The 24,779-nt window shown below is 74.7% G+C and carries 19 protein-coding genes and 1 riboswitch; of the genes, 4 read left to right on the top strand and 15 right to left on the bottom strand.

From position 1 onward, the window contains the following. Positions 1–3: 3 nt before the first annotated feature. The 6 genes from cobC to cobM form a co-directional block, all read right to left on the bottom strand. Positions 4–1,071: an Rv2231c family pyridoxal phosphate-dependent protein CobC gene (gene cobC, locus ACIA6T_RS25100; RefSeq protein WP_399448706.1), complete on the bottom strand. Its 1,068-nt coding sequence runs from the start codon at positions 1,069–1,071 to the stop codon at positions 4–6. After that, positions 1,061–1,978, bottom strand: coding sequence for a sirohydrochlorin chelatase (locus ACIA6T_RS25095; protein ID WP_399448705.1), 918 nt, complete (start codon positions 1,976–1,978; stop codon positions 1,061–1,063). Before ACIA6T_RS25095 ends, cobC begins: the two co-directional genes overlap by 11 nt. Then, positions 1,975–2,562 (bottom strand): precorrin-8X methylmutase, encoded by a 588-nt coding sequence (locus ACIA6T_RS25090; protein ID WP_399448704.1) that lies wholly within the window; start codon positions 2,560–2,562, stop codon positions 1,975–1,977. The genes ACIA6T_RS25095 and ACIA6T_RS25090 overlap by 4 nt, the downstream gene beginning before the upstream one ends. Further along, the gene (cobJ, locus tag ACIA6T_RS25085) at positions 2,559–4,241 is read right to left on the bottom strand and encodes a precorrin-3B C(17)-methyltransferase (protein ID WP_399448703.1); all 1,683 of its coding nucleotides are present in this window, start codon (positions 4,239–4,241) and stop codon (positions 2,559–2,561) included. Before cobJ ends, ACIA6T_RS25090 begins: the two co-directional genes overlap by 4 nt. Positions 4,242–4,440: 199 nt before the next feature. Beyond that, entirely contained in the window at positions 4,441–5,676 is a 1,236-nt protein-coding gene (gene cbiE / locus ACIA6T_RS25080; protein WP_399448702.1) for a precorrin-6y C5,15-methyltransferase (decarboxylating) subunit CbiE, read from the bottom strand. Then, complete coding sequence (cobM, locus tag ACIA6T_RS25075; RefSeq protein ID WP_399448701.1) at positions 5,673–6,491, bottom strand: precorrin-4 C(11)-methyltransferase; 819 nt, start codon at positions 6,489–6,491, stop codon at positions 5,673–5,675. The genes cbiE and cobM overlap by 4 nt, the downstream gene beginning before the upstream one ends. Positions 6,492–6,598: 107 nt before the next feature. Between cobM and ACIA6T_RS25070 the strand changes: the two genes are divergently transcribed. Then, complete coding sequence (locus tag ACIA6T_RS25070; RefSeq protein WP_399448699.1) at positions 6,599–7,480, top strand: ZIP family metal transporter; 882 nt, start codon at positions 6,599–6,601, stop codon at positions 7,478–7,480. 17 nt (positions 7,481–7,497) lie between these two features. Here the strand turns inward: ACIA6T_RS25070 and cobI are convergent, their stop codons facing one another. From cobI to ACIA6T_RS25025, 9 genes are all read right to left on the bottom strand, one after another. Further along, positions 7,498–8,229 carry a precorrin-2 C(20)-methyltransferase gene (gene cobI, locus ACIA6T_RS25065; RefSeq protein ID WP_399448698.1) on the bottom strand — a complete coding sequence of 244 codons (732 nt, stop codon included), beginning with the start codon at positions 8,227–8,229 and terminating at the stop codon, positions 7,498–7,500. After that, entirely contained in the window at positions 8,226–9,683 is a 1,458-nt protein-coding gene (locus ACIA6T_RS25060) for a cobyrinate a,c-diamide synthase (RefSeq protein WP_399448697.1), read from the bottom strand. The genes cobI and ACIA6T_RS25060 overlap by 4 nt, the downstream gene beginning before the upstream one ends. Continuing rightward, entirely contained in the window at positions 9,677–10,276 is a 600-nt protein-coding gene (gene cobO, locus ACIA6T_RS25055) for a cob(I)yrinic acid a,c-diamide adenosyltransferase (RefSeq protein ID WP_399448696.1), read from the bottom strand. The genes ACIA6T_RS25060 and cobO overlap by 7 nt, the downstream gene beginning before the upstream one ends. Beyond that, complete coding sequence (locus ACIA6T_RS25050) at positions 10,276–12,375, bottom strand: putative cobaltochelatase (RefSeq protein ID WP_399448695.1); 2,100 nt, start codon at positions 12,373–12,375, stop codon at positions 10,276–10,278. Before ACIA6T_RS25050 ends, cobO begins: the two co-directional genes overlap by 1 nt. Then, positions 12,372–16,025 carry a cobaltochelatase subunit CobN gene (gene cobN, locus ACIA6T_RS25045; RefSeq protein WP_399448694.1) on the bottom strand — a complete coding sequence of 1,218 codons (3,654 nt, stop codon included), beginning with the start codon at positions 16,023–16,025 and terminating at the stop codon, positions 12,372–12,374. Before cobN ends, ACIA6T_RS25050 begins: the two co-directional genes overlap by 4 nt. Then, positions 16,022–17,533, bottom strand: a complete 1,512-nt coding sequence (locus ACIA6T_RS25040) for a cobyric acid synthase (protein WP_399448693.1) — start codon at positions 17,531–17,533, stop codon at positions 16,022–16,024. The genes cobN and ACIA6T_RS25040 overlap by 4 nt, the downstream gene beginning before the upstream one ends. Continuing rightward, the gene (locus tag ACIA6T_RS25035; protein ID WP_399448692.1) at positions 17,530–18,471 is read right to left on the bottom strand and encodes a cobalamin biosynthesis protein; all 942 of its coding nucleotides are present in this window, start codon (positions 18,469–18,471) and stop codon (positions 17,530–17,532) included. Before ACIA6T_RS25035 ends, ACIA6T_RS25040 begins: the two co-directional genes overlap by 4 nt. A 121-nt stretch (positions 18,472–18,592) precedes the next feature. Then, a riboswitch (cobalamin riboswitch) is annotated at positions 18,593–18,731 on the bottom strand. Positions 18,732–19,071: 340 nt separating this feature from the next. Beyond that, entirely contained in the window at positions 19,072–19,293 is a 222-nt protein-coding gene (locus ACIA6T_RS25030) for a hypothetical protein (protein WP_385058649.1), read from the bottom strand. A gap of 31 nt (positions 19,294–19,324) precedes the next feature. Further along, on the bottom strand, positions 19,325–20,590 hold the full coding sequence (locus ACIA6T_RS25025) for an anion permease (protein ID WP_399448691.1): 1,266 nt from the start codon (positions 20,588–20,590) through the stop codon (positions 19,325–19,327). Positions 20,591–20,731: 141 nt separating this feature from the next. Here ACIA6T_RS25025 and ACIA6T_RS25020 point away from each other — a divergent pair, with 141 nt between their 5' ends. From ACIA6T_RS25020 to ACIA6T_RS25010, 3 genes are all read left to right on the top strand, one after another. Continuing rightward, positions 20,732–21,484 carry a class II aldolase/adducin family protein gene (locus ACIA6T_RS25020; RefSeq protein WP_399448690.1) on the top strand — a complete coding sequence of 251 codons (753 nt, stop codon included), beginning with the start codon at positions 20,732–20,734 and terminating at the stop codon, positions 21,482–21,484. A gap of 178 nt (positions 21,485–21,662) precedes the next feature. Then, the gene (locus ACIA6T_RS25015) at positions 21,663–22,790 is read left to right on the top strand and encodes an alpha/beta hydrolase (protein WP_399448689.1); all 1,128 of its coding nucleotides are present in this window, start codon (positions 21,663–21,665) and stop codon (positions 22,788–22,790) included. A gap of 242 nt (positions 22,791–23,032) precedes the next feature. Beyond that, the gene (locus tag ACIA6T_RS25010; RefSeq protein ID WP_399448782.1) at positions 23,033–24,583 is read left to right on the top strand and encodes a hypothetical protein; all 1,551 of its coding nucleotides are present in this window, start codon (positions 23,033–23,035) and stop codon (positions 24,581–24,583) included. Positions 24,584–24,779 lie beyond the last annotated feature (196 nt).

The raw sequence follows: 24,779 nt of genomic DNA, 5'->3' as shown, positions 1-24,779 counted from the left end.
GAATCAAACTGTCCTCAGTGCCTCCCCCAGCGCGCCCAGGAACCCGTCCACCGTCCCCCGGCCCCGCACCGCCACCCGCAGCCACTCCTCGTCCAGCCCCGGAAACGTGTCCCCACGCCGCACCGCGTAACCGAGCGCCCGCAACCGTCGCCGCACCGTCGCCGCCCGCTCCAGCCGGACCAGGACGAAGGGTCCCTCCGCGGGTTCCACGACCCGCAGACCGCGGTCGGCGAACACCCGCAGCCCCGCGACCAGATGAGCACGGTCCACCGCGACACGACGGGCCGCGTCCGCCGCCTCCGCCAGGGCCCGGGGCCCCACACACGCCTCCGCCGCCGCCAGCGCCGGCGTGGACACCGGCCACAACGGCTGCGCCCGTTCCAGCTCCGCGACGACCTCCGGAGCCGCCAGGACGTAACCGATCCGCAGCCCCGCGAGCCCCCACGTCTTGGTGAGGCTGCGCAGGACGACGAGACCGGGCACGTCCGTCCGCCCGGCCAGCGCCTCGCGCTCACCCGGCACCGCGTCCATGAACGCCTCGTCCACCACCAGCGTCCGCCCCGGCCGGGCGAGCCGGGCGACCGTCCCGGCCGGGTGCAGCACCGACGTCGGGTTCGTCGGGTTGCCGATCACCACCAGGTCCGCGTCCTCCGGCACCGCCGCCGGGTCCAGCCGGAAGCCGTGCGCCTCCCGCAGCAGCACCCGGTCCACCGCGTGCCCGGCGTCCCGCAGCGCCGCCTCCGGCTCCGTGAACTGCGGATGCACCACCACCGGCCGGCTCACCTTCAGCGCCCGCGCCAGCAGCACGAACGCCTCCGCCGCACCGGCCGTCAGCAGCACCCGCTCCACCGGCAGCCCGTGCCGCGCCGCCACCGCCGCCCGCGCCGCCCGCCCGTCCGGGTAGGCGGCCAGCCCCGCCAGCGACCCGGCGACGTGCTCCCGCAGCCACCCCGGAGGCGTGTCCGCGCGGACGTTCACCGCGAGGTCGACCAGCGCGACGCCGTCGTCACGGACCTCGGCGTCCCCGTGGTGCCGCAGATCGTGCCCGCCGGCCGTCGGCTCAGTGCGCATGGGAGTGCGCGTGGCCGTGCCCGTGGTGATGCCCGTGATGGTGACCGTCGTCGTCCGGGTGGAAGTGCGGCTGCTGCGCGAGCCCCACTTTGTCCTCGAAGCCCGGCAGCGCGATCCGGTACACGCACGAGTCGCAGTTCATCCGCAGATCGCCCTTCACGGCCTCCTCGTACCGCTCCCACACCAGATCCAGCAGCTCCGGCTCCGGGCCGATGACGTCCGCCGACCGCACCTCGGTCTCCGGGTGCGCCGCCGCCCACTCCTCCGTCCGCAGCCGCACCCGGTCCGGCAGGATCCCGGTGAACAGGAAGTACGGCAGCACCACGACCCTGCGCGCCCCCAGCCGCGCGCACCTCTCCAGGCCGCCCGGCACGTCCGGCGCCGCCAGCGACACGAACGCCGTCTCCACGCCCGCGTACCCGCGCCCCTCCCACAGCAGCCGCGCCGCCTTGAACACCTCGGCGTTGGCGTCCGGGTCCGTCGACCCGCGCCCCACCAGGAGCACGGTCACCTCGGCCGGGTCCCAGGACGGGTCCACCGCCTGGGCGAGCCGCCGCTCCAGCACGCTCAGCAGCGCGGGGTGCGGGCCCAGCGGACGGCCGTACGTGTACGAGATCCCCGGGTGCCGTTCCTTCTCGCGGGCCAGCGCCGCCGGGATGTCCCCCTTGGCGTGCCCGGCGGACACCAGCATCAGCGGTACGGCGGCGAACCGCCGCGCCCCCCGCTCCACCAGCTCGGCGACGGCCTCGCCCAGCGGCGGCGGGGACAGCTCGATGAAGCCGCCCGCGACGGGCAGTTCGGGATGACGGCGCCCCAGCTCCCGCACGAAGTCGCGGAACGCCTCCGCTCCGGCGTCGTCCCGGGTGCCGTGGCCGGCGATGAGCAGGGCGGGCGGCGGGGTGGTCACAGGTTCTCCTCAGGTGGGATCGGGTGGTACAGCAGGGCGTTGAGCGCGGCGGCGGCGACCGCCGACCCGCCCTTCTCGGACACGTTGCTCACGGCGGGCAGCCCGCTCTCCCGCAACGCGGCCTTGGACTCGGCCGCCCCGACGAAACCGACGGGCAGCCCGATGACGAGCGCGGGGGAGGCGTCCAGGGTCAGCAGCTCCTCCAGGGCGGTCGGCGCACAGCCGATCACCCACAGGGCGCCGGGCCCGACCTCCTCGTACGCCAGCCGCACGGCGTGCGCCGAACGCGTCAGGCCGGGACCGGCGACGGCGTCCTTGAGCCGGCACACGGTCGGCCGGCGGGTGATCCCGGCCGCGACCATCTCCACGTCCACCACGACCGGCGCCCCGGCGTGCAGCGCGGCGTGGGCCTTCGCCAGCTCGCCCTCGTCCATGACGAGATCGGACGCGTACTCCAGGTCGGCCGCGGAGTGGACGACCCGCTCCACCACCGCCCGGGTCAGCGGCGGGAAGTGCGAGGTGTCGAGGCGGGCGCGCAGCCGCCGGAAGGACTCCTGCTCGATGGGGTGCACCACACGGTTCACCGTGCCTCCTCCTGCCAGCGGTAGCCGCGCGGGGTGACCATGCGCCCCGCGACCTCACGGGTCGCCGTGTTGCCCACGGTCACGACCGTCATCATGTCCACCCACGCCGGATCGAGCGCGGCCAGCGTGGTCAGCCGGCTCGACTCGTCCGCGCGGGACGCGTTGCGCACGATCCCGACCGGTGTGGCCGGCTCGCGGTGCTCCGCGAGGATCGCGAGGGCCTTCGGGAGCTGCCAGTCACGGCCCCGGCTGCGCGGGTTGTAGAACGTCACCACGATGTCCGCCTCGGCCGCCGCCCGCACCCGCCGCTCGATGACCTCCCACGGCGTGTGCAGGTCGGACAGGCTGATCGACACGTGGTCGTGGCCCAGCGGCGCCCCCAGGACCGCCCCGGCCGCCAGCGCCGCCGTCACGCCCGGCACCCCGACCACGTCGATGTCGTCGGACGCCTCCGCGAGCGCCGGGGAGGCCATGGCGTACACCCCGGCGTCGCCGCTGCCGACGATCGCGACCGCCTGCCCGCGCCGGGCCTCGGCGACGGCCGTGCGGGCCCGCTCCTCCTCCGCCCCGAGACCGGACTCCAGCACCCGCGTGCCCGGCCGCAGCAGGTCGCGGATCTGGTCGACGTACTGGTCGAGCCCCACCAGCACGGAGGCGCGCCGCAGTTCGGCCTTCGCCCGCGGGGTGAGCAGGTCCCGGGCACCCGGCCCGAGTCCGACCACCGCGAGCCGCCCGCGCCCCGGCCGCCGTACGACGGCACAGGTCGCCATCGCGGGCCGCGCCGCCGACTTCCGCTTCGGCACGAGGAGTTCGCCCCCGCCCACCAGCGCGGCGGCCTCCGCGACCGACGGCGTGCCGACGGCGGCCAGCGGGGCGTCGGACGGGTTGGGCACCTCGACGCGCGCCAACTCCCCGGCGGCGTACGTCACCAGCGGCACCCCGAGCCGCCGGGCCGCCTCCACGATGCCGGGCTCGTCGGCCTTGGCGTCCACGGTGGCCAGCTCGGCGACCGACGCGGCCGACAGCCCCGCCTCGCGCAGGGCGTCCCCGACCAGGCCGAGCACCTCGTCCACGGGGGCGCCCTTCGAGGCACCGACGCCGACGACGAGGGTCGGCGGCCGGAGCACCGCCTCCCGCCCGCCCGGCTCGACCAGCCGGTCCGTGACCCGGATCGTGTACGACCCCTCGTCCGCGACCGGGAGCGGCGGCAGCGGCCAGCTCACCTCGGCGCGCAACGCCACCGCCTCACCGTCCAGCAGGGCCCGCGACACGGCGGCGACGTTCCCCTCCACCGGCAGACCGAGGGTGTCCAGGCCCGGCAGACCGGCCGCGTCGGTCGCCGTCGTCACCACCGGCTCGGCGCCCAGCACCTCACCGACCGCGCGGGCCAGCTCGTTCGCCCCGCCGCCGTGCCCGCCGACCAGCGACACGGCGAACCGTCCGCCCTCGTCGACACAGACGACACCCGGGTCGCTCGCCTTGTCGTGCAGCAGCGGCGCCACCAGCCGCACCACGGCCCCCGTGGCCAGGAAGCACACGAGCTGCTCGCACTCGGCGAACGCGGCCCGTACGGCATCCGGCACGGGACCCTCGTACACGCGCGTACGGTCCGGCCACACGGCGGCCAGCCGGTCCCGCGCGGCCGTTCCGGCCGCCGTGGCGGCAATGAGACCGATCATCGGGTACCCCCTACCGGTGACCGGTGCGGGCGCGCGTCGCTGAGCGAGAACCAAGCCGGCACAGCAGTGACCTCCAACAACTTCATGGACCGGGCTGGTTCCAGCCCGGCCGGTGTCGATCGCGTCGGATTCGGCGGATCGTCGAGCCGACGAGCGGCGTGAGCCGGGAATCCCCCCTCACGCTCGCGGGGGAGGGGATTCAACCGCCGGCTCCTTCTCCGTGTGCCGGGAGCCGGACGCCCCACAGCAGGAAAACGGGATTGGTCGCCGCCAGCCGGGTCACGTCACCCGGCAGCGGCGCGAGGCGCGACGACTGCAACAGCACCCCGTCGCAGGAGAAACCGGCGTCCGTCAGCGCCGTACGGGCCGCCGGGACCCGGTCGAGCGCGGCCACGGCGACGACGACCGTCCGCCGCGCCCGTCGCGCGCACGCGGTGACGACCGCCGGCAGTCCGCGTCCCCCGCCGCCGACGAACACGGCGTCGGGGTCCTCGTCGAGGCCGGCCAGCGCGTCCGGCGCCGACCCGTGCACCACGCGCACGTCGACCCCGTGCGCGGCGGCGTTGGCGCGGACCCGCTCCACCCCGTCCGGCGTCTTCTCGACGGCGGTGACGGCGGCCCCGAGCCGCGCGCACTCCACGGCCACGGACCCCGACCCCGCGCCGACGTCCCACACCAGCTCACCGGGGCGCGGCCCCAGCCGGGCCAGGGCCAGGGCCCGCACCTCGAACTTGGTGATCATGGAGTCGCGGTGGTCGAACCCCGCCTCGTCCAGCGCCCAGCCGGCGGGCCGCCCCATCCCGCCCGCGACGGTCCGTACCGGCCCGAGGGCCCGCGCCTCGTCCAGGCACAGCACCACACTCACCGCCGTACCCCAGTCCCGCCCGGCGGCCTCGGCGGGCGTCACCCGCTCCACCCGCTCCTCGGCGGAACCCAGCGCGGAGGCGACGACCAGCACCCGCGCGGTGTCCCGCAGCGCGGCCCCCAGCTCGGCCGGACCGGCCCCGGGGCCCGTCAGCACGGCGACCTTCGGGTGGGAACGGCACAGATTCACCGCCGTACGCGGATCCCGTCCGTGCGCGCTCACCACCACGGCGTCGTCCCACGTCAGCCCGGTCCGCGCGAACGCGGCGGCGACGGAGGAGACACCGGGGCGCACGTCGAGCCGCTCCGGCCCGAACCGCTCGGCCAGCGCCCGCACGATCCCGAAGAACCCGGGGTCCCCGGACGCCAGCACCACGACCGGCCGCTCCTCGGCGACGTACTTCCCGATGGTGTCGAGCGCGGGCGCCAGCGGCCCGAGCACGATCCGCTCGGCCCCCTCCGGCAGCCGCACGGCGTCCAGATGCCGCCGCCCGCCGACCACCAGCTCCGCCCCCGCCGTCACCCGGGCGTCGACCGGCGCCCCTGCCCCCGTCCCGACGACGGTGATCACGTGCTCGCACCCCGCGAACGCAACGCCCGGCGGGCCTCCGGGTCGGCCTTGCGGAAGCCGTGGAAGTGGCCGGGGTGGTACAGGTGCGAGCGGGTGCCGTGCGCGTCGAGCGCCGGGCCGACCAGGAACAGCGTGTGCTTCCACAGCTTGTGCTCCTTGACCGTCTCCTCCAGCGTGCCGATCGTGCACTTCACGACCAGCTCCTCCGGCCAGGTCGCCTGATACGCGACGACGACCGGCGTGGACGTCGGATAGCCGCCCTCCAGCAGCTCCCGCACCAGCTGCCCGCTGCGGGCGGCCGACAGGAAGACCGCCATGGTGGTGCCGTGCCGCGCGAACTCGCGGACCTCCTCACCCGGCGGCATCGGCGTCTTGCCGCCGCCGAGCCGGGTCAGCACGACGGACTGCGCCACCTCGGGAATGGTCAGCTCACGCTGCGCGAGCGCCGCGACGGCCGAGAAGGACGACACCCCGGGCACGATCTCGGTCGTGATGCCGAGCTCCGCACACCGGTCGACCTGCTCCTGGGTGCCGCCCCACAGCGCCGGGTCGCCGGAATGGATCCGCGCGACCTTCAGCCCGTCCGCGCGGGCCCGCTCGTAGACGGCCACGACGTCCTCCAGGGACATCGTCGCCGAGTCGAGGATCTCGGCACCCTCACGCGCGTGCTGAAGGACCTCCTCCTGCACCAGGCTGGCGGCCCAGATCACGACATCGGCCTCGGCGATGGCACGCGCGGCACGGAACGTCAGCAGATCGGCGGCGCCGGGGCCGGCCCCGACGAAGGTCACCTTGCCGGTGGGGGCGTCGGCCATGGAAATCGGTCCTCTCCGGTGAATGGTCTGGCGAACGGTCAAAGACGGTGGGCGGTGAACGGCTGTCACGCGTGCGCGAACGGGCGCCGATCGGATACGAAGAGCACATGGCGGTCCTCGTCGCGCTCGGCGCGTTCCTGATGACGCTGGCCGGCGGCTGGTCGGCACACCGCGTGACCGACCGCCGCCACCTGGTGCTGGGCCTGGCCGGCGGTCTGATGCTCGGCGTCGTCGGCCTCGAACTCCTCCCGGAGTCCATGGAGGCGGCCGGCACCGAGGTGTACGGCGTCCCCGCGGCCCTGCTGCTCTTCGTCGCAGGCTTCCTCCTGGCCCACCTGGTGGAACGCCTCCTGGCCCACCGCCGGGCCGCACACGGCGCCGAGGAGAGCGTGTCGACGGCTCCGCCTCCGGGGCGCCTCGGCCGGTGTCCGGCGGCCGACCGCGCCCAGCCCTCCGGGCCTCCGCGTTCCCCCACGCTCGAACGCACTCGCGCGGGGGGACCCTCCTGCCCGCTGGACACCGACGCGCCCCTGCGGCTCCGCGACGGCCGAACCCCCGAGGTGGGCCTCACCGCGGCCGCCGCGATGGTCGGCCACAGCGCCATGGACGGCGTGGCGATCGGCGCGGCCTTCCAGGTCGGCGGCGGCATGGGCGCCGCCGTCGCGGTGGCCGTGATCGCCCACGACTTCGCGGACGGCTTCAACACCTACACCCTCACGCGCGTCTACGGGAACGCCCGCCGCCGCGCGCTGACGATGCTGTTCGCGGACGCGGCGGCACCGGTGCTGGGCGCCGCGTCGACGCTGTTCCTCACCATCCCGGAACCGCTGCTCGGCGGCTACCTCGGCCTGTTCGGCGGCGCCCTGCTCTACCTCGCGGCGGCCGAGATCCTGCCCGAGGCCCACCACGAACACCCGGCCCGCTCCACCCTGCTGTGCACGATCGCGGGCGCGCTGTTCATCTGGCTGGTGGTGGGCGCCGCGCACTGAGGACGACCCGGCCCCGCTCACAACTTGCCGCCCCGCCCGCCGTCACGCCGCGGCGGCGCGATGAGCGTCGACAGATACGGCAGCGGCGCCCCGTCCAGCTCGGCGGCCGGCCGCACCGACTCCTCCGGCAGCCCGAGCGCCGACCCCCACACCGCGTCACCGATCCGCCCGGTCTCCCGCAGCGCCTCGGCGACCTCACCGGCCTGCCGCCCGAACTTGTACGCGACGACGGTCCCGGGCCCGGCCAGGGCGTCCTTGAGCACGGCGGCCCCCGCGGTCACCGGAACCAGCGTGAGCGGCTCGGTCCCCTCGGTCAGCACGGCCCCGGAACGCGCCGCGAGCTCCTGCATGGCGGTGATCCCCGGAACGGTCTCGACGACGACGTCCGGTACCGACGCGGCAACGGTCTGGGCGAGGTACGTGAACGTCGAGTACACGTTGGGGTCCCCGATGGTCGCGAAGGCGACGGCCCCGTGCTCCCGCAACAACCCGGCGACCCGCTCACCGGCGGCGTCCCAGGCCGCCTCGCGCCGCGTCCGGTCGGTCCGCTCGTTCAGCGCGAACACCACCCGGACGACCTTCTCGCCGGACACGTAGTGCAGCACGGTCGCCTCGGCCCGCCCCCGCTCACCGCTGTCCATCACCGGTACGACGACGACGTCCGCGGCCCGCAGCGCGTTGACCCCCTTGACGGTCACCAGCTCCGGATCCCCGGGCCCGACCCCGACCCCGACCAGCCTGCTGCTCATGACGTGCGGCACCTCTCCACGAACCGACGGGCGACACCGGGCTCGGACGCCCAGTGCGTGTGCAGATAGCTCGCGTGCACACCGCGCTGTACAAAACCCTCGACACGCCGGTCGGGCGTCCGCATCCCCCAGGCGGGGGCGTCCCCGGCCCCCGGTTCGACGACGGTCCGGTGGAACTCGTGCCCCCGCATCCGCGTCCCCGCGCCGGCCAGCGCGCTGTCGCTCAAGGCCACGGCGTCCCGGTATCCCAGCGTCAACCGCTCCGACATCCGCGCGGAGGCGTCCAGCACCCCGCACATGGGCAGCCCGTCCAGCTCCCGGCTCAGATACAGCAACCCGGCACACTCGGCCGCGACGGGAGCCCCGCTCAGCGCCAGCTCGGCAACGGCCTTCCGCAACGACTCGTTGGCGGACAGCTCGGAGGCGTACACCTCGGGAAACCCGCCCCCGATGACCAGCCCGGCCGTCCCCGCGGGCAGTTCCTCGTCCCGCAACGGATCAAAGGGAACGACCTCGGCCCCGGCGGCGGCAAGCAACTCGGCGTGCTCGGCGTACGAGAACGTGAAGGCGCTCCCGCCCGCGACGGCAACCCTTACAGCCCGTCCGGCACCATCCAGCCCGTCCGGCGTTCGAGGACGAGGCCCGAAGGGCCGATGGGGGTCTGGGGGCGCGGCCCCCAGGGACGGGAAGGGAAGGGGCGGCGGGGGCGAGGAAACCAAGGCCTCACCCGCGTCCCAAGCCGCACCGGTCAACGCCCCCGCACTCCGCGCGAGCGCGACCAACGCCGACAGATCACACCCGGAGGCCACCTGCGCGGCCATCGCGTCAACAGCCTCGACAGCCAAGGAGCCCCGCTCGGCAACCGGCACCAACCCCAGATGCCGAGAAGGCGTCTCCACCCGAGCGGCCCGCCGCAGGACACCGAGCACCGGCACCCCGACGGACTCCAACGCCTCCCGCGACAACCCCTCATGCCGATCCGAGGCGACCTTGTTCAGGATCACACCCCCGACCCGCACCTCCGGATCCCAGCTCACGAACCCGTGCACCAACGCCGCCACGGACCGCGACTGCGACGACGCGTCGACGACCAGCACGACCGGCGCCCGCAACAACTTCGCCACCTGCGCGGTGGACGCCAGCTCCCCTTCCCCCGCAGCCCCGTCGTACAGCCCCATCACGCCCTCGACGACGGCGATGTCGCACCCGTCCGCCCCGTGCGCGAACAGCGGAGCCACCAGCTCGGGGCCGCACAGATACGCGTCGAGGTTCCGCCCCGCCCGCCCGGTGGCAAGCGAGTGGTACCCGGGATCGATGTAGTCGGGCCCCACCTTGTGCGGGGACACGGCGAACCCCCGCGCGGACAGCGCGGCCATCAACCCCGTGGCAACGGTGGTCTTGCCGCTGCCCGACGAGGGCGCGGCGATCACCAACCGTGGGACGGAGCTCACCACTCGATGCCCCTCTGCCCCTTCTGCCCGACGTCCATGGGGTGCTTCACCTTGGACATGTCGGTCACGAGGTCGGCGAACCCGACGAGCCTCTCCGGCGCGTTCCGCCCCGTGATCACCACGTGCTGCGTCCCCGGCCGCTCCCGCAGCACGGACACGACCTCATCGGTGTCCACCCACCCCCAGTGCATCGGATAGGCGAACTCGTCGAGCACGTACAGCTTGTACGTCTCGGCGGCGAGGTCCCGCTTGACCTGCTCCCAGCCCTCGCGGGCCTTCTCCTCGTTGTCCATCTGCTGATCGCGCTGCACCCACGACCAGCCCTCACCCATCTTGTGCCAGTCGACGGACCCGCCCTCACCGGAGGCACCGAGCACCCGCAGCGCGTTCTCCTCGCCGACCTTCCACTTCGCCGACTTGACGAACTGGAACACCCCGATCGGCCACCCCTGGTTCCAGGCCCGCAGGGCGAGCCCGAAAGCAGCGGTGGACTTGCCCTTGCCGATGCCCGTGTGCACGACGACCAGCGGACGGTTACGCCGCTGCCGGGTCGTCAGCCCGTCGTCCGGTACGACACTCGGCTGTCCCTTCGGCATTACGCGGCCCTCCTCGAAGTCCCCTGTACGTCCCTGACCAGCCCGGCGATGCTGTCCGCCCGCAGTTCGTCCAGCGTCACGGCACTGCCACCCAGCTCACCGGCCAACCGCCCCGCGAGCCCCAGCCGCACCGGCCCCGACTCGCAGTCCACGACCACGGAGGCGACCCCGTCGGCGGCGAACAACCGCGCCGCACGCGAGGCCAGCGCGACCGGCTCCGTCCCACCCGTCGCCCGACCACCACCCCGGCCGGAGGCGCTTCGCGCCGCCCCTCCGTCGGTCGCCCGCCCGTCGGTCACCACGACGACCAGCGCCCGCCGCGCGGGATCCCGCAACCGCTCCACCCGCAGCACGTCGTGCGCCTTGAGCAGCCCCGCCGCCAGCGGGGTCCGCCCACCGGTCGGCAGCGACTCCAGCCGCGCCGCGGCCGCGTCCACCGACGACGTGGGCGGCAGCGCCACATCGGCCGCCGACCCCCGGAAGGTCACCAGACCCACCTTGTCCCGCCGCTGATAGGCGTCGAGCAGCAGCGACACCACGGCACCCTTCACGGCGCTCATCCGCTGCCGCGCGGCCATGGACCCGGAGGCGTCCACGACGAACAGCACGAGGTTCGACTCACGTCCCTCGCGCGTGGCCTGCCGCAGATCGTCCCGCCGCACCACCAGCCCCGGCCCGGACCGTCCCCGCGCCCGCTGGTGCGGAGCCGCCGCCCGCACGGTCGCCGCCAGGTGCAACTTGGTCAGCGCACCGCCGGGCCGCCGCGCCCCCGTCGTCCGCCCGTGCTCGGTCCGCGCCCGCGACCGCCGCCCGGCGGCACCCTCACCGATGCCGGGCACGCTCAGGACCTTGGTACGGAACGGCTCGGCGGCACCCACGGGCGACCGCTCACCGGAGCCGGCACCCGCGGGCTGCGACTCCCCGGGCTCCCCGGCCTCCCCGGGCTCCCCGGCCTCCCCGGGCTCCCCGGCCTCGGGCGACGCCCCCGTGTCACCGCCCTCGGGACCATCGGCGGGCGGCTGCCCGCCACCCCCGCCACCCCCGTCGGGCCCGTCCGGCCCGTCCGGATCGGTGTCGGGACCGTCGTCGCCCCCGAACTCCTCCAGCGTCTCGTCGAGCTTGTCCTCGTCGAGGCCCGGCGCGTCGAAGGGATTCCGCCTCCGCCGGTGGGGGAGGGCCAGCAGCGCCGCCTGCCGCACGTCCTCGGCGAGCACGTCCGTCCGGCCGGCCCAGGCGGCCAGCGCGGTCGCCGTACGCGCCATCACGATGTCGGCCCGCATGCCGTCCACCTCGAACGCCGCACAGGTCGCCGCGATCTGCCGCAGCGCCCCGTCCCCGAGCCGCACCGACGGCAACAGCTCCCGCGCCGCCACGATCCGCGCCCGTACGGCGGCCTCCTCCCCGGCCCACCGCGCGGCGAAGGCGGCGGGGGCGTCGTCGTACGCGAGCCGCCGCCGTACGACCTCCACCCGCTGGTCGGGTTCGCGCGAGGCGGCCACCTCGACGGTCAGCCCGAACCGGTCGAGGAGCTGCGGCCGCAGCTCGCCCTCCTCGGGGTTCATGGTCCCGACGAGCAGGAACCGTGCCGCGTGCCGTACGGAGACACCCTCGCGCTCGACGTACGAGGCACCCATCGCCGCCGCGTCCAGCAGCAGGTCGACCAGGTGGTCGTGGAGGAGGTTGACCTCGTCGACGTAGAGGATCCCCCGGTGCGCGTCGGCGAGCAGTCCCGGCTCGAACGCCTTCACTCCCTCGGCCAGCGCCCGTTCGATGTCGAGCGCGCCGACCAGCCGGTCCTCGGAGGCGCCGACGGGCAGTTCGACCATGCGGGCGGGCCGCGCGGCACCGCCGCCGCTCTCGTGCGGACCGTCCGGGCAGCCGGGGTCCGGGGCCGAGGGGTCACAGGAGAACCGGCAGCCGGGCACCACGGCGACCTCCGGCAGCAGTGCCGAAAGGGCGCGCACCGCCGTCGACTTGGCCGTGCCCTTCTCACCGCGCACCAGCACCCCGCCGACCGCCGGGGAGACGGCGTTCAGCAGCAGCGCGAGCCGCAGGTCGTCCTGGCCGACGACGGCCGTGAACGGAAAGGGGGTGGTCACTGGTCGTCGCCCTCCAGATCGCCTTCGAGTTCCAGGTAGGTGGCGCGCAGCCGCTCCAGCGTGTCCGCGTCCGGCTCGGCCCACAGCCCCCGGTCGGCGGCCTCCAGCAGCCGCTCGGTGATGCCGCGCAGCGCCCAGGGGTTGGACTTCTTCATGAAGTCCCGGTTCTCCGCGTCGAAGACGTACTCCGCGCTGAGCTTCTCGTACATCCAGTCGTCCACGACCCCGGCCGTGGCGTCGTAGCCGAAGAGGTAGTCGACGGTGGCCGCCATCTCGAAGGCACCCTTGTAGCCGTGCCGCCGCATCGCCGCCATCCAGCGCGGGTTGACCACCCGGGCCCGGAAGACCCGGTGCGTCTCCTCACCGAGCGTGCGGGTCCTCACCTGGTCGGGTACGGCGGAGTCGCCGACGTACGCCTCCGGACTCACGCCCGTCAGATGCCGCACCATCGCGACCATGCCGCCGTGGTACTGGAAGTAGTCGTCGGCGTCGACCAGGTCGTGCTCGCGCGTGTCGACGTTCTTCGCCGCCACGGCGATCCGCCTGAACGCCGTCTCCATGTCCCCGCGCGCCGCACGCCCGTCGAGCCCGCGCCCGTAGGCGTAGCCGCCCCACACCGCGTACACCTCGGCGAGGTCCGCGTCCGACCGCCAGTTCCGCGCGTCGATCAGCGGCAGCAGCCCCGCCCCGTAGGCGCCCGGCTTCGAGCCGAAGACGCGGGCCGTGGCCCGGCGCCGGTCGCCGTGCTCGGCGGTGTCCTCGTCGGCGTGGGCGCGGACGTAGTTCCGGTCGGCGGGCTCGTCCAGCTCCGCCACCGCCCGCACCGCGTCGTCGATCAGGCCCACCACGTGCGGGAACGCGTCCCGGAAGAACCCGGAGATGCGGACCGTGACATCGATGCGCGGCCGGCCCAGCTCCTCCAGGCCGACCACCTCGAACCCGGTCACCCGCCTCGACGCGTCGTCCCACACCGGACGGCAGCCCAGCAGCGCCAGGATCTCGGCGATGTCGTCACCCTGGGTGCGCATCGCCGACGTGCCCCACACCGTCAGGCCCACGGACTTCGGATACTCGCCCGTGTCCTGCAGATACCGCTGCACCAGCGAGTCGGCGAGCGACTGCCCGACCTCCCAACTCAGCCGCGACGGAATCGCCTTGGGGTCGACGGAGTAGAAGTTCCGTCCGGTCGGCAGCACGTTGACCAGCCCGCGTGTGGGCGAACCCGACGGTCCCGCCGGGACGTAACCGCCGTCCAGCGCCCGCAGGACGTTCCCGATCTCGTCCGTCGTACGGGCCAGCCGGGGCACGACCTCCTCGCACGCGAACCGCACCACGGCCACCGCGTCGGGGAGTTCCGCGCCCAGCGCCTCGCGCACCAGCGCGGGGACCGCGTCGGCCGCCCAGCCGCGCTCCTCCATCCCCTCCGCGATCCGCCGGCACAGCCGCTCCAGCAGGTCGATCGCGTCGGCGCCCGTGCGCGCCGGGCCGTCCACCAGGTCCGTCAGCTCCACCGGCACCTTCACCGGCGCACCCGGCTCGGCCAGCAGCTCCTTCTCCACCAGCCCGAAGTGCGCGGCCAGCGCGGCCCGCAGACCCGGCAGCGCGTTCGCCTGCCCGCCCCACACCTGCGAGGCGCGCAGCACCGCCAGGACGAGGTTCACGCGCGGCTCACCGACCGGGCCGCCGCCGAGAATGTGCAGGCCGTCCCTGATCTGCACGTCCTTGATCTCGCACAGATAGCCGTCGATGTGCATGACGAACTCGTCGAAGTCGTCGTCGTCCGGCTGGTCGTCCACATGCAGGTCGTGGTGGAGCTCGGCGGCCTTCACCAGCGTCCAGATCTGCGCGCGGACCGCCGGTGCCTTCGTCGGGTCCAGGTCGGAGACCAGGGCGTACTCGTCGAGGAGCTGCTCCAGCTTCGCGAGGTCGCCGTAGGTGTCGGCGCGCGCCATCGGCGGCACCAGGTGGTCGACGACCGTCGCGTGCCCGCGCCGCTTGGCCTGCGTGCCCTCGCCGGGGTCGTTGACGATGAACGGGTAGATCAGCGGCAGGTCGCCCAGCACCGCGTCCGGCGCGCACCCGGCGCCCAGCCCCAGCCCCTTGCCCGGCAGCCACTCCATCGTGCCGTGCTTGCCCATGTGCACGATCGCGTCGGCACCGAAACTGTTCTCCAGCCAGCGGTAGGCCGCCATGTAGTGGTGCGACGGCGGCATGTCGGGGTCGTGGTAGATCGCGATCGGGTTCTCCCCGAAGCCGCGCGGCGGCTGGATCATCACCACGACGTTCCCGAACCGGAGCGACGCGAGGACGATGTCCTCCCCGTCGACGTACAGCGACCCCGGCGGCTCGCCCCACGCCTGACGCATCCCGTCCCGCAGCTCCGGGTCCAGCTTCTCGAACCAGGCCCGGTAGTCCGCCAACGGCACCCGCGCGGGCGCGGCGGCCAACTGCTCCTCGGTCAGCCACTCGACGTCGTGGCCACCGGCCTCGATCAGCCGGTGGATCAGCTCGTCGCCGTTGTCCGGGTATTCGGTCAGGGAATAGCCCGCGTCCCGCAGCGCGTCCAGCACCCGCACCGCCGAGGCCGGCGTGTCGAGCCCCACCGCGTTGCCGACGCGCGAGTGCTTCGTCGGGTACGCGGTGAAGACCAGCGCGACCTTCTTCTCCGCGTTCGGCCTGTGCCCCAGCCGGGCGTGCCGTACGGCGATCCCGGCCACCCGCGCGGCCCGCTCCGGGTCGGCGACGTACACCGGGACGTCGTCGGGGCCCTGCTCCTTGAAGGAGAACGGGACCGTGATCAGCCGGCCGTCGAACTCGGGGATGGCGACCTGCATCGCCGCGTCCATGGGGGACAGGGCGGCGTCGGACTCCTCCCACGCGGCGCGCGAGGACGTCAGACAGAGCCCTTGCAGCACCGGCACGTCCAGGTCGGCGAGCGCCCCGATGTCCCAGGCCTCCTCGTCACCGCCCGCCGACGCCTGCGAGGCGTGCGTGCCGCCGGCCGCGAGCACGGTGGCGACGAGGGCGTTGGCCTTCGACAACAGGGCGTACAGCTCGGGATCCGCGCCGCGCAGCGAACCGCAGTAGACGGGAAGGGCGTTGGCGCCCCGCGCCTCGATCGCGTCGCACAGCGTGTCCACGAAGGCGGTGTTGCCGCTCAGTTCGTGCGCGCGGTAGAAGAGCACGCCGATCGTCGGGCGGCCCTGTTCCAGGGGGCGTTCGCCGTGGACGCCGTACTCCGGCATCGTGCGCGGCTCCTCGAACCCCTCGCCGGTCAGCAGCACGGTGTCCGACAGGAACCGGGCCAGTTCGGTGAGGTTGTCCGGGCCGCCCTCGACGAGGTACCGCAGCGCCTCCGCCACCACACCGGCCGGCACCGTCGACTCGGCCATCAGCTCGGCGTCGGGCACGGTCTCCCCGCCGAGCAGCACCGCAGGGATCCCGGACGCCTTCAGCGCCGCGAGCCCGTCCTCCCAGGCGCGCTTGCCGCCCAGCAGCCGTACGACGGCGAGGTCCGCCCCGTCCAGCAGCGCGGGCAGTTCGTCCGTGACGTCGACGCGGGTCGGGTTGCCGATCCGGTAGGAGGCGCCGGAGGCACGGGCCGCCAGCAGGTCCGTGTCGGCGGTCGACAACAACAACACAGTGCTCATGCGGGCGCTCCCGGTGGGATGAAAGGCAGTCCTTGCGGCGCGCCGGACTCGATGAGCCGCCACAGCGCGTCCGTGTCCGCGTGCTGTTCGATCAGGTCGCCGAGCCGGTCGAGCTGCTCCTCGCGCAGCGCGGCGAACGAGGTGTCGGGGGCCGGCACGAAGCGGCGGCCCGAGGCCCGCGCCACCTCGCGCAGGAAGGCCCGGCGGAAACCGTCCGACTCCAGTGAGCCGTGCCAGTGCGTGCCCCAGGTCTGCCCGACCCGGCAGCCGTCCAGGAAGGGCTCCCCATCCAGCACCTCGGCGACCCCGTGATGGATCTCGTACCCCTCGACGGGCTCCCCGAGGGCCCGGCCGACGGGCCGGGTGAGCGTCTTCTCGCGGGCGAACCGCACCCGTACGGGCAGGACGCCGAGCCCGTCGACGTGCCCCGCGCGGCTCTCCACGTCGTCCTCGATGTGCTCCCCGAGGAGCTGGAAGCCCCCGCAGATCCCCAGCACGGGCCGCCCCTCGGCCGCCCGCCGCTTCAGCGCGTCCGCCAGCCCGCGCTCCCGCAGCCACTCCAGCGCCCGTACGGTCCCGCGGGTGCCCGGTACGACCACGAGGTCGGCGTCGGCCAGCTCCTCGGGACGGTCCACGAACCGCACCACGACACCCGGTTCGGCGGCGAGCGCGTCCACGTCGGTGAAGTTGGACATCAGGGGGATCGCGCACACGGCGACCCGCAGCACGTCCTCACCGACCGGCGCGGCCACCGCGGACTCCCGTACGGTGCCGCGCAGCGACACCCGGAGTCCGTCCTCCTCGTCGATGCCGAGCCCGTGCCGGAAGGGCAGCACGCCGTACGTCCGCCGCCCGGTCAGGCCGTGCAGCATGTCCAGGCCCGGTTCCAGCAGCGACACGTCGCCCCGGAACTTGTTCACCAGGAACCCGGCGACCAGTTCCTGGTCCTCGGGGGAGAGCAGCGCGACGGTACCGAAGAAGGACGCGAAGACGCCGCCCCGGTCGATGTCGCCGACCACCAGGACCGGCAGGCCGGCGCCCCGGGCGATCCCCATGTTGACGATGTCGGTGCGGCGCAGGTTGATCTCGGCCGGGCTGCCGGCCCCCTCACAGATCACCGCGTCATACGTGCCCCGCAACTGCTCCAGACAGTCCAGCACCGTGCCGAGGAGCCGCTGCTGCCGCCCTCCGTGGTACCCGCGGGCGCTCATCTCACCGACGGCCCTGCCCAGCAGCACCACCTGGCTGGACCGCTCACCGCCCGGCTTGAGCAGCACCGGGTTCATCAGCGCGGTCGGCTCGACGCGGCAGGCCTGGGCCTGCATGGCCTGCGCCCGCCCGATCTCGGCGCCCTCCCGGGTCACGAACGAGTTCAGCGACATGTTCTGCGCCTTGAACGGCGCGACCTTCACTCCCTGCCGCACCAGCCACCGGCAGATCCCGGCGGTCACCACGCTCTTGCCGGCGTCCGAGGTGGTCCCGGCGACCAGCAGCCCCCCACCGCTCACGATGCACGTCCCTTCATGACGCTCCGCGCGGCGGCACCGACCCCCAGTGCGAGCCAGCCGACCCGCCGCGAGAGCCGTACCGCCCGGTCGATGTCGGCCACGGCGACGGCACGCCCGCCGCCGTTGAGCACGGGCCGGTGCTCGACCCGCCCGCCGTAGGAGAGGGTGCCGCCGAGCCGTACGCCGAGCGCGCCCGCGAAGGACGCCTCGACGGGCCCGGCGTTGGGGCTCGGGTGCTCGGCGGCGTCCGCGCGCCACGCCCGTACGGCCCCGCGCGGGTCCGGTCCCGCGAGCGCGGCGAGGACGGCGGTCAGCCGCGCTCCCGGCCAGCCGGCGACGTCGTCGAGGCGGGCGGAGGCCCAGCCGTAGCGGCGGTAACGGGGCGACTTGTGGCCGACCATCGCGTCCAGCGTGTTGACGGCCCGGAAGCCGAGCAGGCCCGGCACCCCGGCGACGGCACCCCACACCAGCGCGCCCACCACGGCGTCGGAGGTGTTCTCGGCGACGGACTCGACCACCGCGCGGGCGATCCCGTCGGCGTCCAGGGCCTGCGGGTCCCGGCCGCACAGGTGCGGCAGCCGCGCCCGCGCCGCCTCGACGTCCCCGGCCTCCAGCGCCCGCCCGATGGCGCGGGCCTCCCGGGCCAGCGAGGTCCCGCCGACGACGGCCCAGGTGGCGACACCGGTCAGGGCGGCGGAGGCGGCGGGGGAGGAGCGTACGCGGCGGGAGGCGAGGGCGCCCAGCGCGACGGTCCCGCCGACGCACACGGCGGTGTGCACCGCGCCCCGGCCCCGGTCGTCCCGCCACAGCACTCGTTCCACGGCAGCCGCGGCCCGCCCGAAAGCGGCGACCGGATGCCCTCGGCGGGGATCGCCGAACAGCAGGTCGCCGAGGAGGCCGGCGGCGGCGCCGTACGCGAACACGCGATCGGCACCCATGGGATCAGCCGGTGAAGGATCCGGCGGGAGTGGCCCCGGGGCGGGGCGGTGTGTCGCTGATCGACCTCGGCAGGCAGCCGCGCATGGCGTTATGTCCTCACTCAGGGTGTCCACGCCCTGGTTCGACGAGACCGGCGGTGAGAGTTCCTGGCTCCCGGGGTGTTCACCCCGGTGACAGTGGCGGGACCGCGCCGGAATCGCACCGGCTTCCTCTCCTGCCGCCGTAGTGGCTGAGGCAGTCCACCACGGCCCCGGAAGGGCCGTCAACTTGCCGTTGACCTGCGAGGCTGAAGTGTGCTGAGGCCCACAGAGGGGTTCCGGTGGGTGAACCCGCGAGCGGGGGCGCGGAGGTGCGCACCCGTACGAGCGGGGGGGGGGGGGGGGGGGGGGGGGGGGGGGGGGGGGGGGGGGGGGGGGGGGGGGGGGGGGGGGGGGGGGGGGGGGCGGGGGGGGCGGGGGGGGGGGGGGGCCGGCGGCGGGGGGGGGGGGGGGGGGGGGCCCCCCCGCCGGGGCCCCCCGCCCCCCCCCCGCCGGCCGCCCCCCGCCCCCCCCCCCCCCCCCCCCCCCCCCCCCCGCCCGCTCACGTGTGCGGCCTGTGGATCAGGCCATGATCAGGTAGATGCCGTACCCCACCGCCGCCGTGCACGCCGCGAAGCAGGCGTAGGCGCCGGTGACCGCCAGGGCCGCGGACTGGCCCTGGGCGGCGGCCCGCTCGCGGCGGGACAGGCCGTTGATGCCGAGGGTGAACAGGCCCACCAGGGCCACGGTGACCACGAGGCTGACGCCGAAGACGGAACCGAGGGCCGCCCAGTCGATCTTCATGGTGCTCTTCTTCCTTCGTACCGGGTCGCGGTCAGACGGTGGTCGCGGCCGACGGGGCCGCCGGGGCCGCGGGGTCGGTGGGGACCGGCGCCGGGATGGTGGCCGAGAGGTCGTCGGTCACGGTGCCCGCCGGGGGCGGGGTGACCGCGGCCATCGCCTGCGTCACCACGCCGGGCGGCTCCTCGTCCGGCGCCTCGTCGTGGTCGTTGACGTTGGTGTGGTCGACGACCTCGCGCCGGGAGATCTTCCAGATGGCGGCGCTGGAGGCGACCAGGAAGACGGCCACGAGGGCGGTGCCCCAGTCGCCGAAGCCGCAGACCCACTCGGCGAGCGCCGCGACCAGGGCCGCCGCCGGCAGCGTCAGGCCCCAGGCGACGAACATCCGGGTGGCCGTCGACCAGCGGACGACACCGCCCTTGCGGCCCAGGCCCGCGCCCATCACGGAACCGGAAACGGAATGCGTGGTGGAGAGGGAGAAACCGAGGTGCGAGGAGGCCAGGATGACCGTCGCGGCACTGGTCTGGGCGGCGAAGCCCTGCTGCGGCTGGAGGTCGGTCAGGCCCTTGCCCATGGTGCGGATGATGCGCCAGCCGCCGAGGTAGGTGCCCATCGCGATGGCGATGCCCGCGGAGAGGATGACCCACAGCGGCGGGTCGGAGTCGGGGGCGACGGCGCCGCCGGCGACCAGGGCGAGGGTGATGATGCCCATCGTCTTCTGGGCGTCGTTGGTGCCGTGGGCCAGGGAGACCAGGCCGGCGGAGGCGATCTGTCCGGCGCGGTAGCCCTTCTCGGAGGCCTTGCCGTCGGCCTTGCGGCCCAGGCGGTAGGTCAGCCGGGTGGCGAACATGGCGGCAATGCCGGCCACCAGCGGGGCGGCGATCGCGGGGAGCAGGACCTTGGTGACGAGGACGTCGCCGTGGACCGCGCCGAGACCGGCGGAGGCGACGGCGGCGCCGATCAGACCGCCCATGAGGGCGTGCGAGGAGCTGGACGGCAGACCGACCAGCCAGGTCAGGAGGTTCCAGAGGATCGCGCCGACCAACGCGGCGAAGATGACCTCGGGACGGATGCCGGACTCGTCGACGAGTCCTTTGGAGATCGTGTTGGCGACCTCCACCGAGAGAAAAGCGCCCACAAGGTTCAGCACGGCGGACATGGCCACCGCGACCTTGGGTTTGAGAGCACCGGTCGAAATGGTCGTTGCCATCGCGTTCGCGGTGTCGTGGAAACCGTTCGTGAAATCGAACGCGAGTGCGGTTACCACCACAATCGCGAGGATCAGCGAGAAGTTTTCCATTTACCCAGGCAATCGTTCGAGGTCATTGGCTGGTCGAACGTAGGTAACCAGGGTGAACGGAAGATGAACTGGAACGGGCATCGTGGTGACCGTAAGAGGGGGTGGACCCTCCGCCGGATGGCCGCCTGGCAGGATCACGGCATGACTGAGCAGCCAGGGGACGGACGGGAAGCAGGAGGCACCCGGGACGTGCGCGAGGAGGAGGCGCGCGCCTGGGCGGAACTTGTCGGGGCCGCGCGCCGGACCGTCGCCGACGGACTCGTCGTCGGCACCTCGGGCAACGTCTCGGTACGGGTCGGCGAGACCGTCCTCGTCACACCGTCGGGAGTGCCGTACGACCGGCTGACGCCGGACGACGTGACCGGCGTCGACCTCACCGGCCGGCAGGTCCTCGGCACGCTCGTCCCCACCAGCGAGCTGCCCATGCACCTGGCCGTCTACCGCACCACCGGCGCGCGCGCCGTCGTGCACACGCACGCCGTGCACGCCACGGCCGTCTCCACGCTCGTCGACGAGCTGCCGCTGATCCACTACATGGCGGCGGCACTCGGCGGACCCGTCCGGGTCGCCCGCTACGCGACGTACGGCACGGACGAACTGGCCGAGAACATGCTCCGCGCCCTGGACGGCCGCACCGGCTGCCTCCTCCAGAACCACGGCACCGTCACCCACGGCACGACCCTCACCCAGGCCTACGACCGCACGGCCCAACTGGAATGGATGTGCCGCCTCTGGCTGACCGCGTCCTCACTCCCGGACCTGTCCCCCCACCTGCTCACCCCGGAGCAACTGACGGAGGTGGGGGACCGCCTGCGGGACTACGGGCAATCAAGCCCGTCCGGTACTTCCAGTCCGTCCGGTACTTCCAGTACTTCCAGCCCGTCCGGCGTTTGAGGACAAGGGGGGTCCGGGGGCACAGCCCCCGGGGACGGGACGGGACGGGAAGGGGCGGCGGGGGCGAAAAACCCCACCCCCACGACGACGGCACCCCACGGACGGAAAAGACACGGGCACAGCCCGGCTGTGCGGCGCCCGCTGGCCGGGTACCCGTCCCGACATGACACTGGAGAACGTGCGCACTGCCAGAGCGACGGCCGCAGCCGTCACCGCCGTGATAGGGGCCGCCGCCACCGCGGTGGCCGCCGGCCGGCTCGCCAGCGACGCCGCGCTCAGAATGCCCCCCGGCGGCCCCCTGCCCACCGAACCCGGACTCACCGTCCACGCCACCGCCGCCGGCCGGATCACCCTCACCAGGGACCTCGCCACACTCCGCCCCGGACGCCACGGTCTCACCGGTGCCGGCTTCCACGCGGTCGTCGGCCCCGTACTGCCCGACGCCCCGGACTCCGCCGACACCGTCGTACGCCGTCTCGAACGCGTCACGTACGGCACTCCGGAGCCCGGCGACCGCGCCCGGCTCACCCCGAACCTGTACGTCGGAGACCCGGGCGGCGCCCTCGGCCTGGACCACACCGACCTCGACATCCCCGGCGAACTCGGCCCCCTGCCCGCATGGTTCGTCCCGGGAGCCCGGGACACCTGGGTGATCGCCGTCCACGGCCTCGGCACCACCCGGGAACACACCATGAACCTCATGGAGTTCCTGCACCGCCACCGTTTCCCGGTACTCGCCCCCGCCCACCGGGGCGACCCCGGCGCGCCGCGCTCCCCGGACGGCCTCAGCCACCTCGGCGAGACCGAGTGGCGCGATCTCGACGCGGTGCTCCACCACGCCGTGGACTCCGGTGCCCGGCGGGTCGTCCTGTACGGCTGGTCCACCGGCGCGACCATGGCGCTGCGCGCCGCCGCCCGCTCCGAGGTGCGCGCACGCGTCGCCGGTCTCGTCCTGGACTCCCCGGTGCTCAGCTGGGAGGCGACCCTGCGCGCCCTCGCCGCGGCCCGGCACACCCCGGGCGCGCTGCTGCCGCTCGCGGTCCGCGCCGCCCAGGGACGCACGGGACTGTACGGCGACCGCAGGCCCGGCGCCCTCCACCTGGACCGGATCGCGGTCCCCACGCAGATCTTCCACGGCCCCGACGACGCGGTGGCGCCCTGGCGGTTCTCCCGCAGCCTCGCCGCCGACCACCCCGACACCATCACCCTGCACACCGTCAGGGGCGCCCCGCACGGCGCGATGTGGAACGCCGACCCGGAGGCCTACGAAGAGGCGCTGCGGCGCTTCCTCACCCCCCTGATGTGACCGCGCGGAGGGAGCGCCGGACAGCCGGTGCCGAGGATTCCGTTTAGGGCCGTACCAGTGGCCTGAATCCCTCCCCGACCGCATCCGGGGCCGGGGCGCCGGCCGTCCCGGCGCCGCCGTCGGCATTCCGTTTGGGTTTTCGGACCGTCAACAGGAAGACTGCACTCGTGACGTCCCGTATCCCGCGCGACTCCAGGCTTCGAATCGTCCGCCCGCGACCCCTGGCCGCCGCCCCCACAGCGATGAACCAGCGGCGCTCGCGCCGCCCCGCGCCACGCCCCCCGGAGGGCACGCCGGCCCCGGCGGAGCTGGCCAGAATGGCGCGCTCCGGTCTGGCCGCCGCGGCCCGCGTCGCCCGCTGGGCCGACGCCGCCCTCGGCCCCGGCGGGGACAGCGCCACCGCCGACGGCAAGGCCACCCTCTCCGACGCGACCGCCGAACGGGCGGCCCGCGCTCTGGACCTGACCCCCGCTCAGGTCCGTGCCGACTGGGACACCGCCCGGCTGGCCGGCCTCATCGAGGTGCACGGCGACAGCGCCCGCCCCGGCTGGCGGCTGCGCGCCTGGAACCGCGACGACAGCGCCGTGCTGCGCGGCTGGGTCGCCCTCTGCGACGCCTGGTCGCTCGCCCACCCGGAACCCGAGGAGTACGAGGCCGCCGCCGTCGCCGAGGTCGTCACGGCCATGCCGCAGGTCCTCTCCTTCCTCCAGCTCTCCGCCGGCCCGGTCCCCGTGCCCCAGCTCCTCGACCTGCTCCAGCAGCGGGTGACGGAACTCCGCACGGAACGCTGCGAGGTCGACTACGTTCCGCAGCCCGAGCTCTCCCGGTCCGACGCGCTCCGGTCCGACGTGCCTGGGCACGACGCGCCGCGGCCGGACGCGTCCGGTACCACCGGCGGCCGGCCCGCCTCGGCCGGCCCCGAGGCGTCGCGGACCGAGACGGCCCGGCCGGACGCACAGCGGGTCCACACGTCCGGAGCCGCCGGGGCCCGGTCCGGGCCCGGACCCGAGCCCAGACCCAGGGTGCCGCTCCAGCGGCCCCGGCCCGCGCCCGCCGTGCCCGCCGACGCCGACGCCCCGCTCGAGCCGCTGCTCGACTGGGCGCTGCGCGCCCTCGCCTCCGTCGGGGCCCTCACCTACGGAGACGGGCAGGCCACACTCACCCCGCTCGGCAGCTGGGCGGTGTGGGTCAAGCTGGAGCAGATCTGCGTCGCCGCGCAGAGCCCCGCCGGGAACATCGAGCAGGGCGCCGAGGACATGCTGCGCGGCTGTGCCCAGCTGCGCCCCAACGCGGCCCGCGCCGAGTACCGCGCCTGGCTCGCCGCCCGGCCGGTCGGCAGCGCCGTCACGGAGCTGATCGACGCCGCCCGGGGCGAGGACGCCCTGCTGCGCGGCCTCGCCTTCGAGGCGCTGCGCGTGGTCGGAGCCCCCGCCGAGCCCGAGGTCCGCACCGTGCTCGACGAGCCGACGCTGCGGCCGTACGCCCTGCTGTGGCTCGCCGAGCACGACGGCGCCGACCCCGAGGACGCCCACGAGGTCCTCACCCGCGAGGAGGCCACCTGGCTGTGGGTGGACACCGCGGCCGCCGTCGCCGACCACGGCGAGGCCCCGCTGCTGGTCCGCCACCTGGAGTCCGCGGTCCAGCCGACCGTCCCCGCGCTGCTCACCGAGGTACGCGCCGTCGGCCACCCGCGCACCGTCCAGGTCCTGGTCGCCCTGGCCGCCGCCCACCCCGACCCGGCCCTGGCCAAGGCGGTCCGCCGCGCCGCCTTCCAGGTCCACACGGGCGGCTGACACCGGGCCCGCCGCCCCGCGGGCCGTCCGGCACCGGCCCCCGCTCCCCGGGCGCGCGTCCGCTGTCCAGCGGTCCGCGGCGGCCGGGCCCGCCGTCCGGCGGCCCGGCCGGGTGTCCAGCGGCCCCAGCCCCGGGCGCGCGTCCGCTGTCCAGCGGTCCGCGGCGGCCGGGCCCGCCGTCCGGCGGCCCGGCCGG

Origin of the sequence: Streptomyces sp. NPDC051740 (assembly GCF_044453165.1) — a bacterium.
GTDB classification, from domain to species: domain Bacteria; phylum Actinomycetota; class Actinomycetes; order Streptomycetales; family Streptomycetaceae; genus Streptomyces; species Streptomyces atrovirens.
Note: the sequence above shows the minus strand (reverse complement) of the source record. Positions and strands in the feature narration are given on the sequence as shown.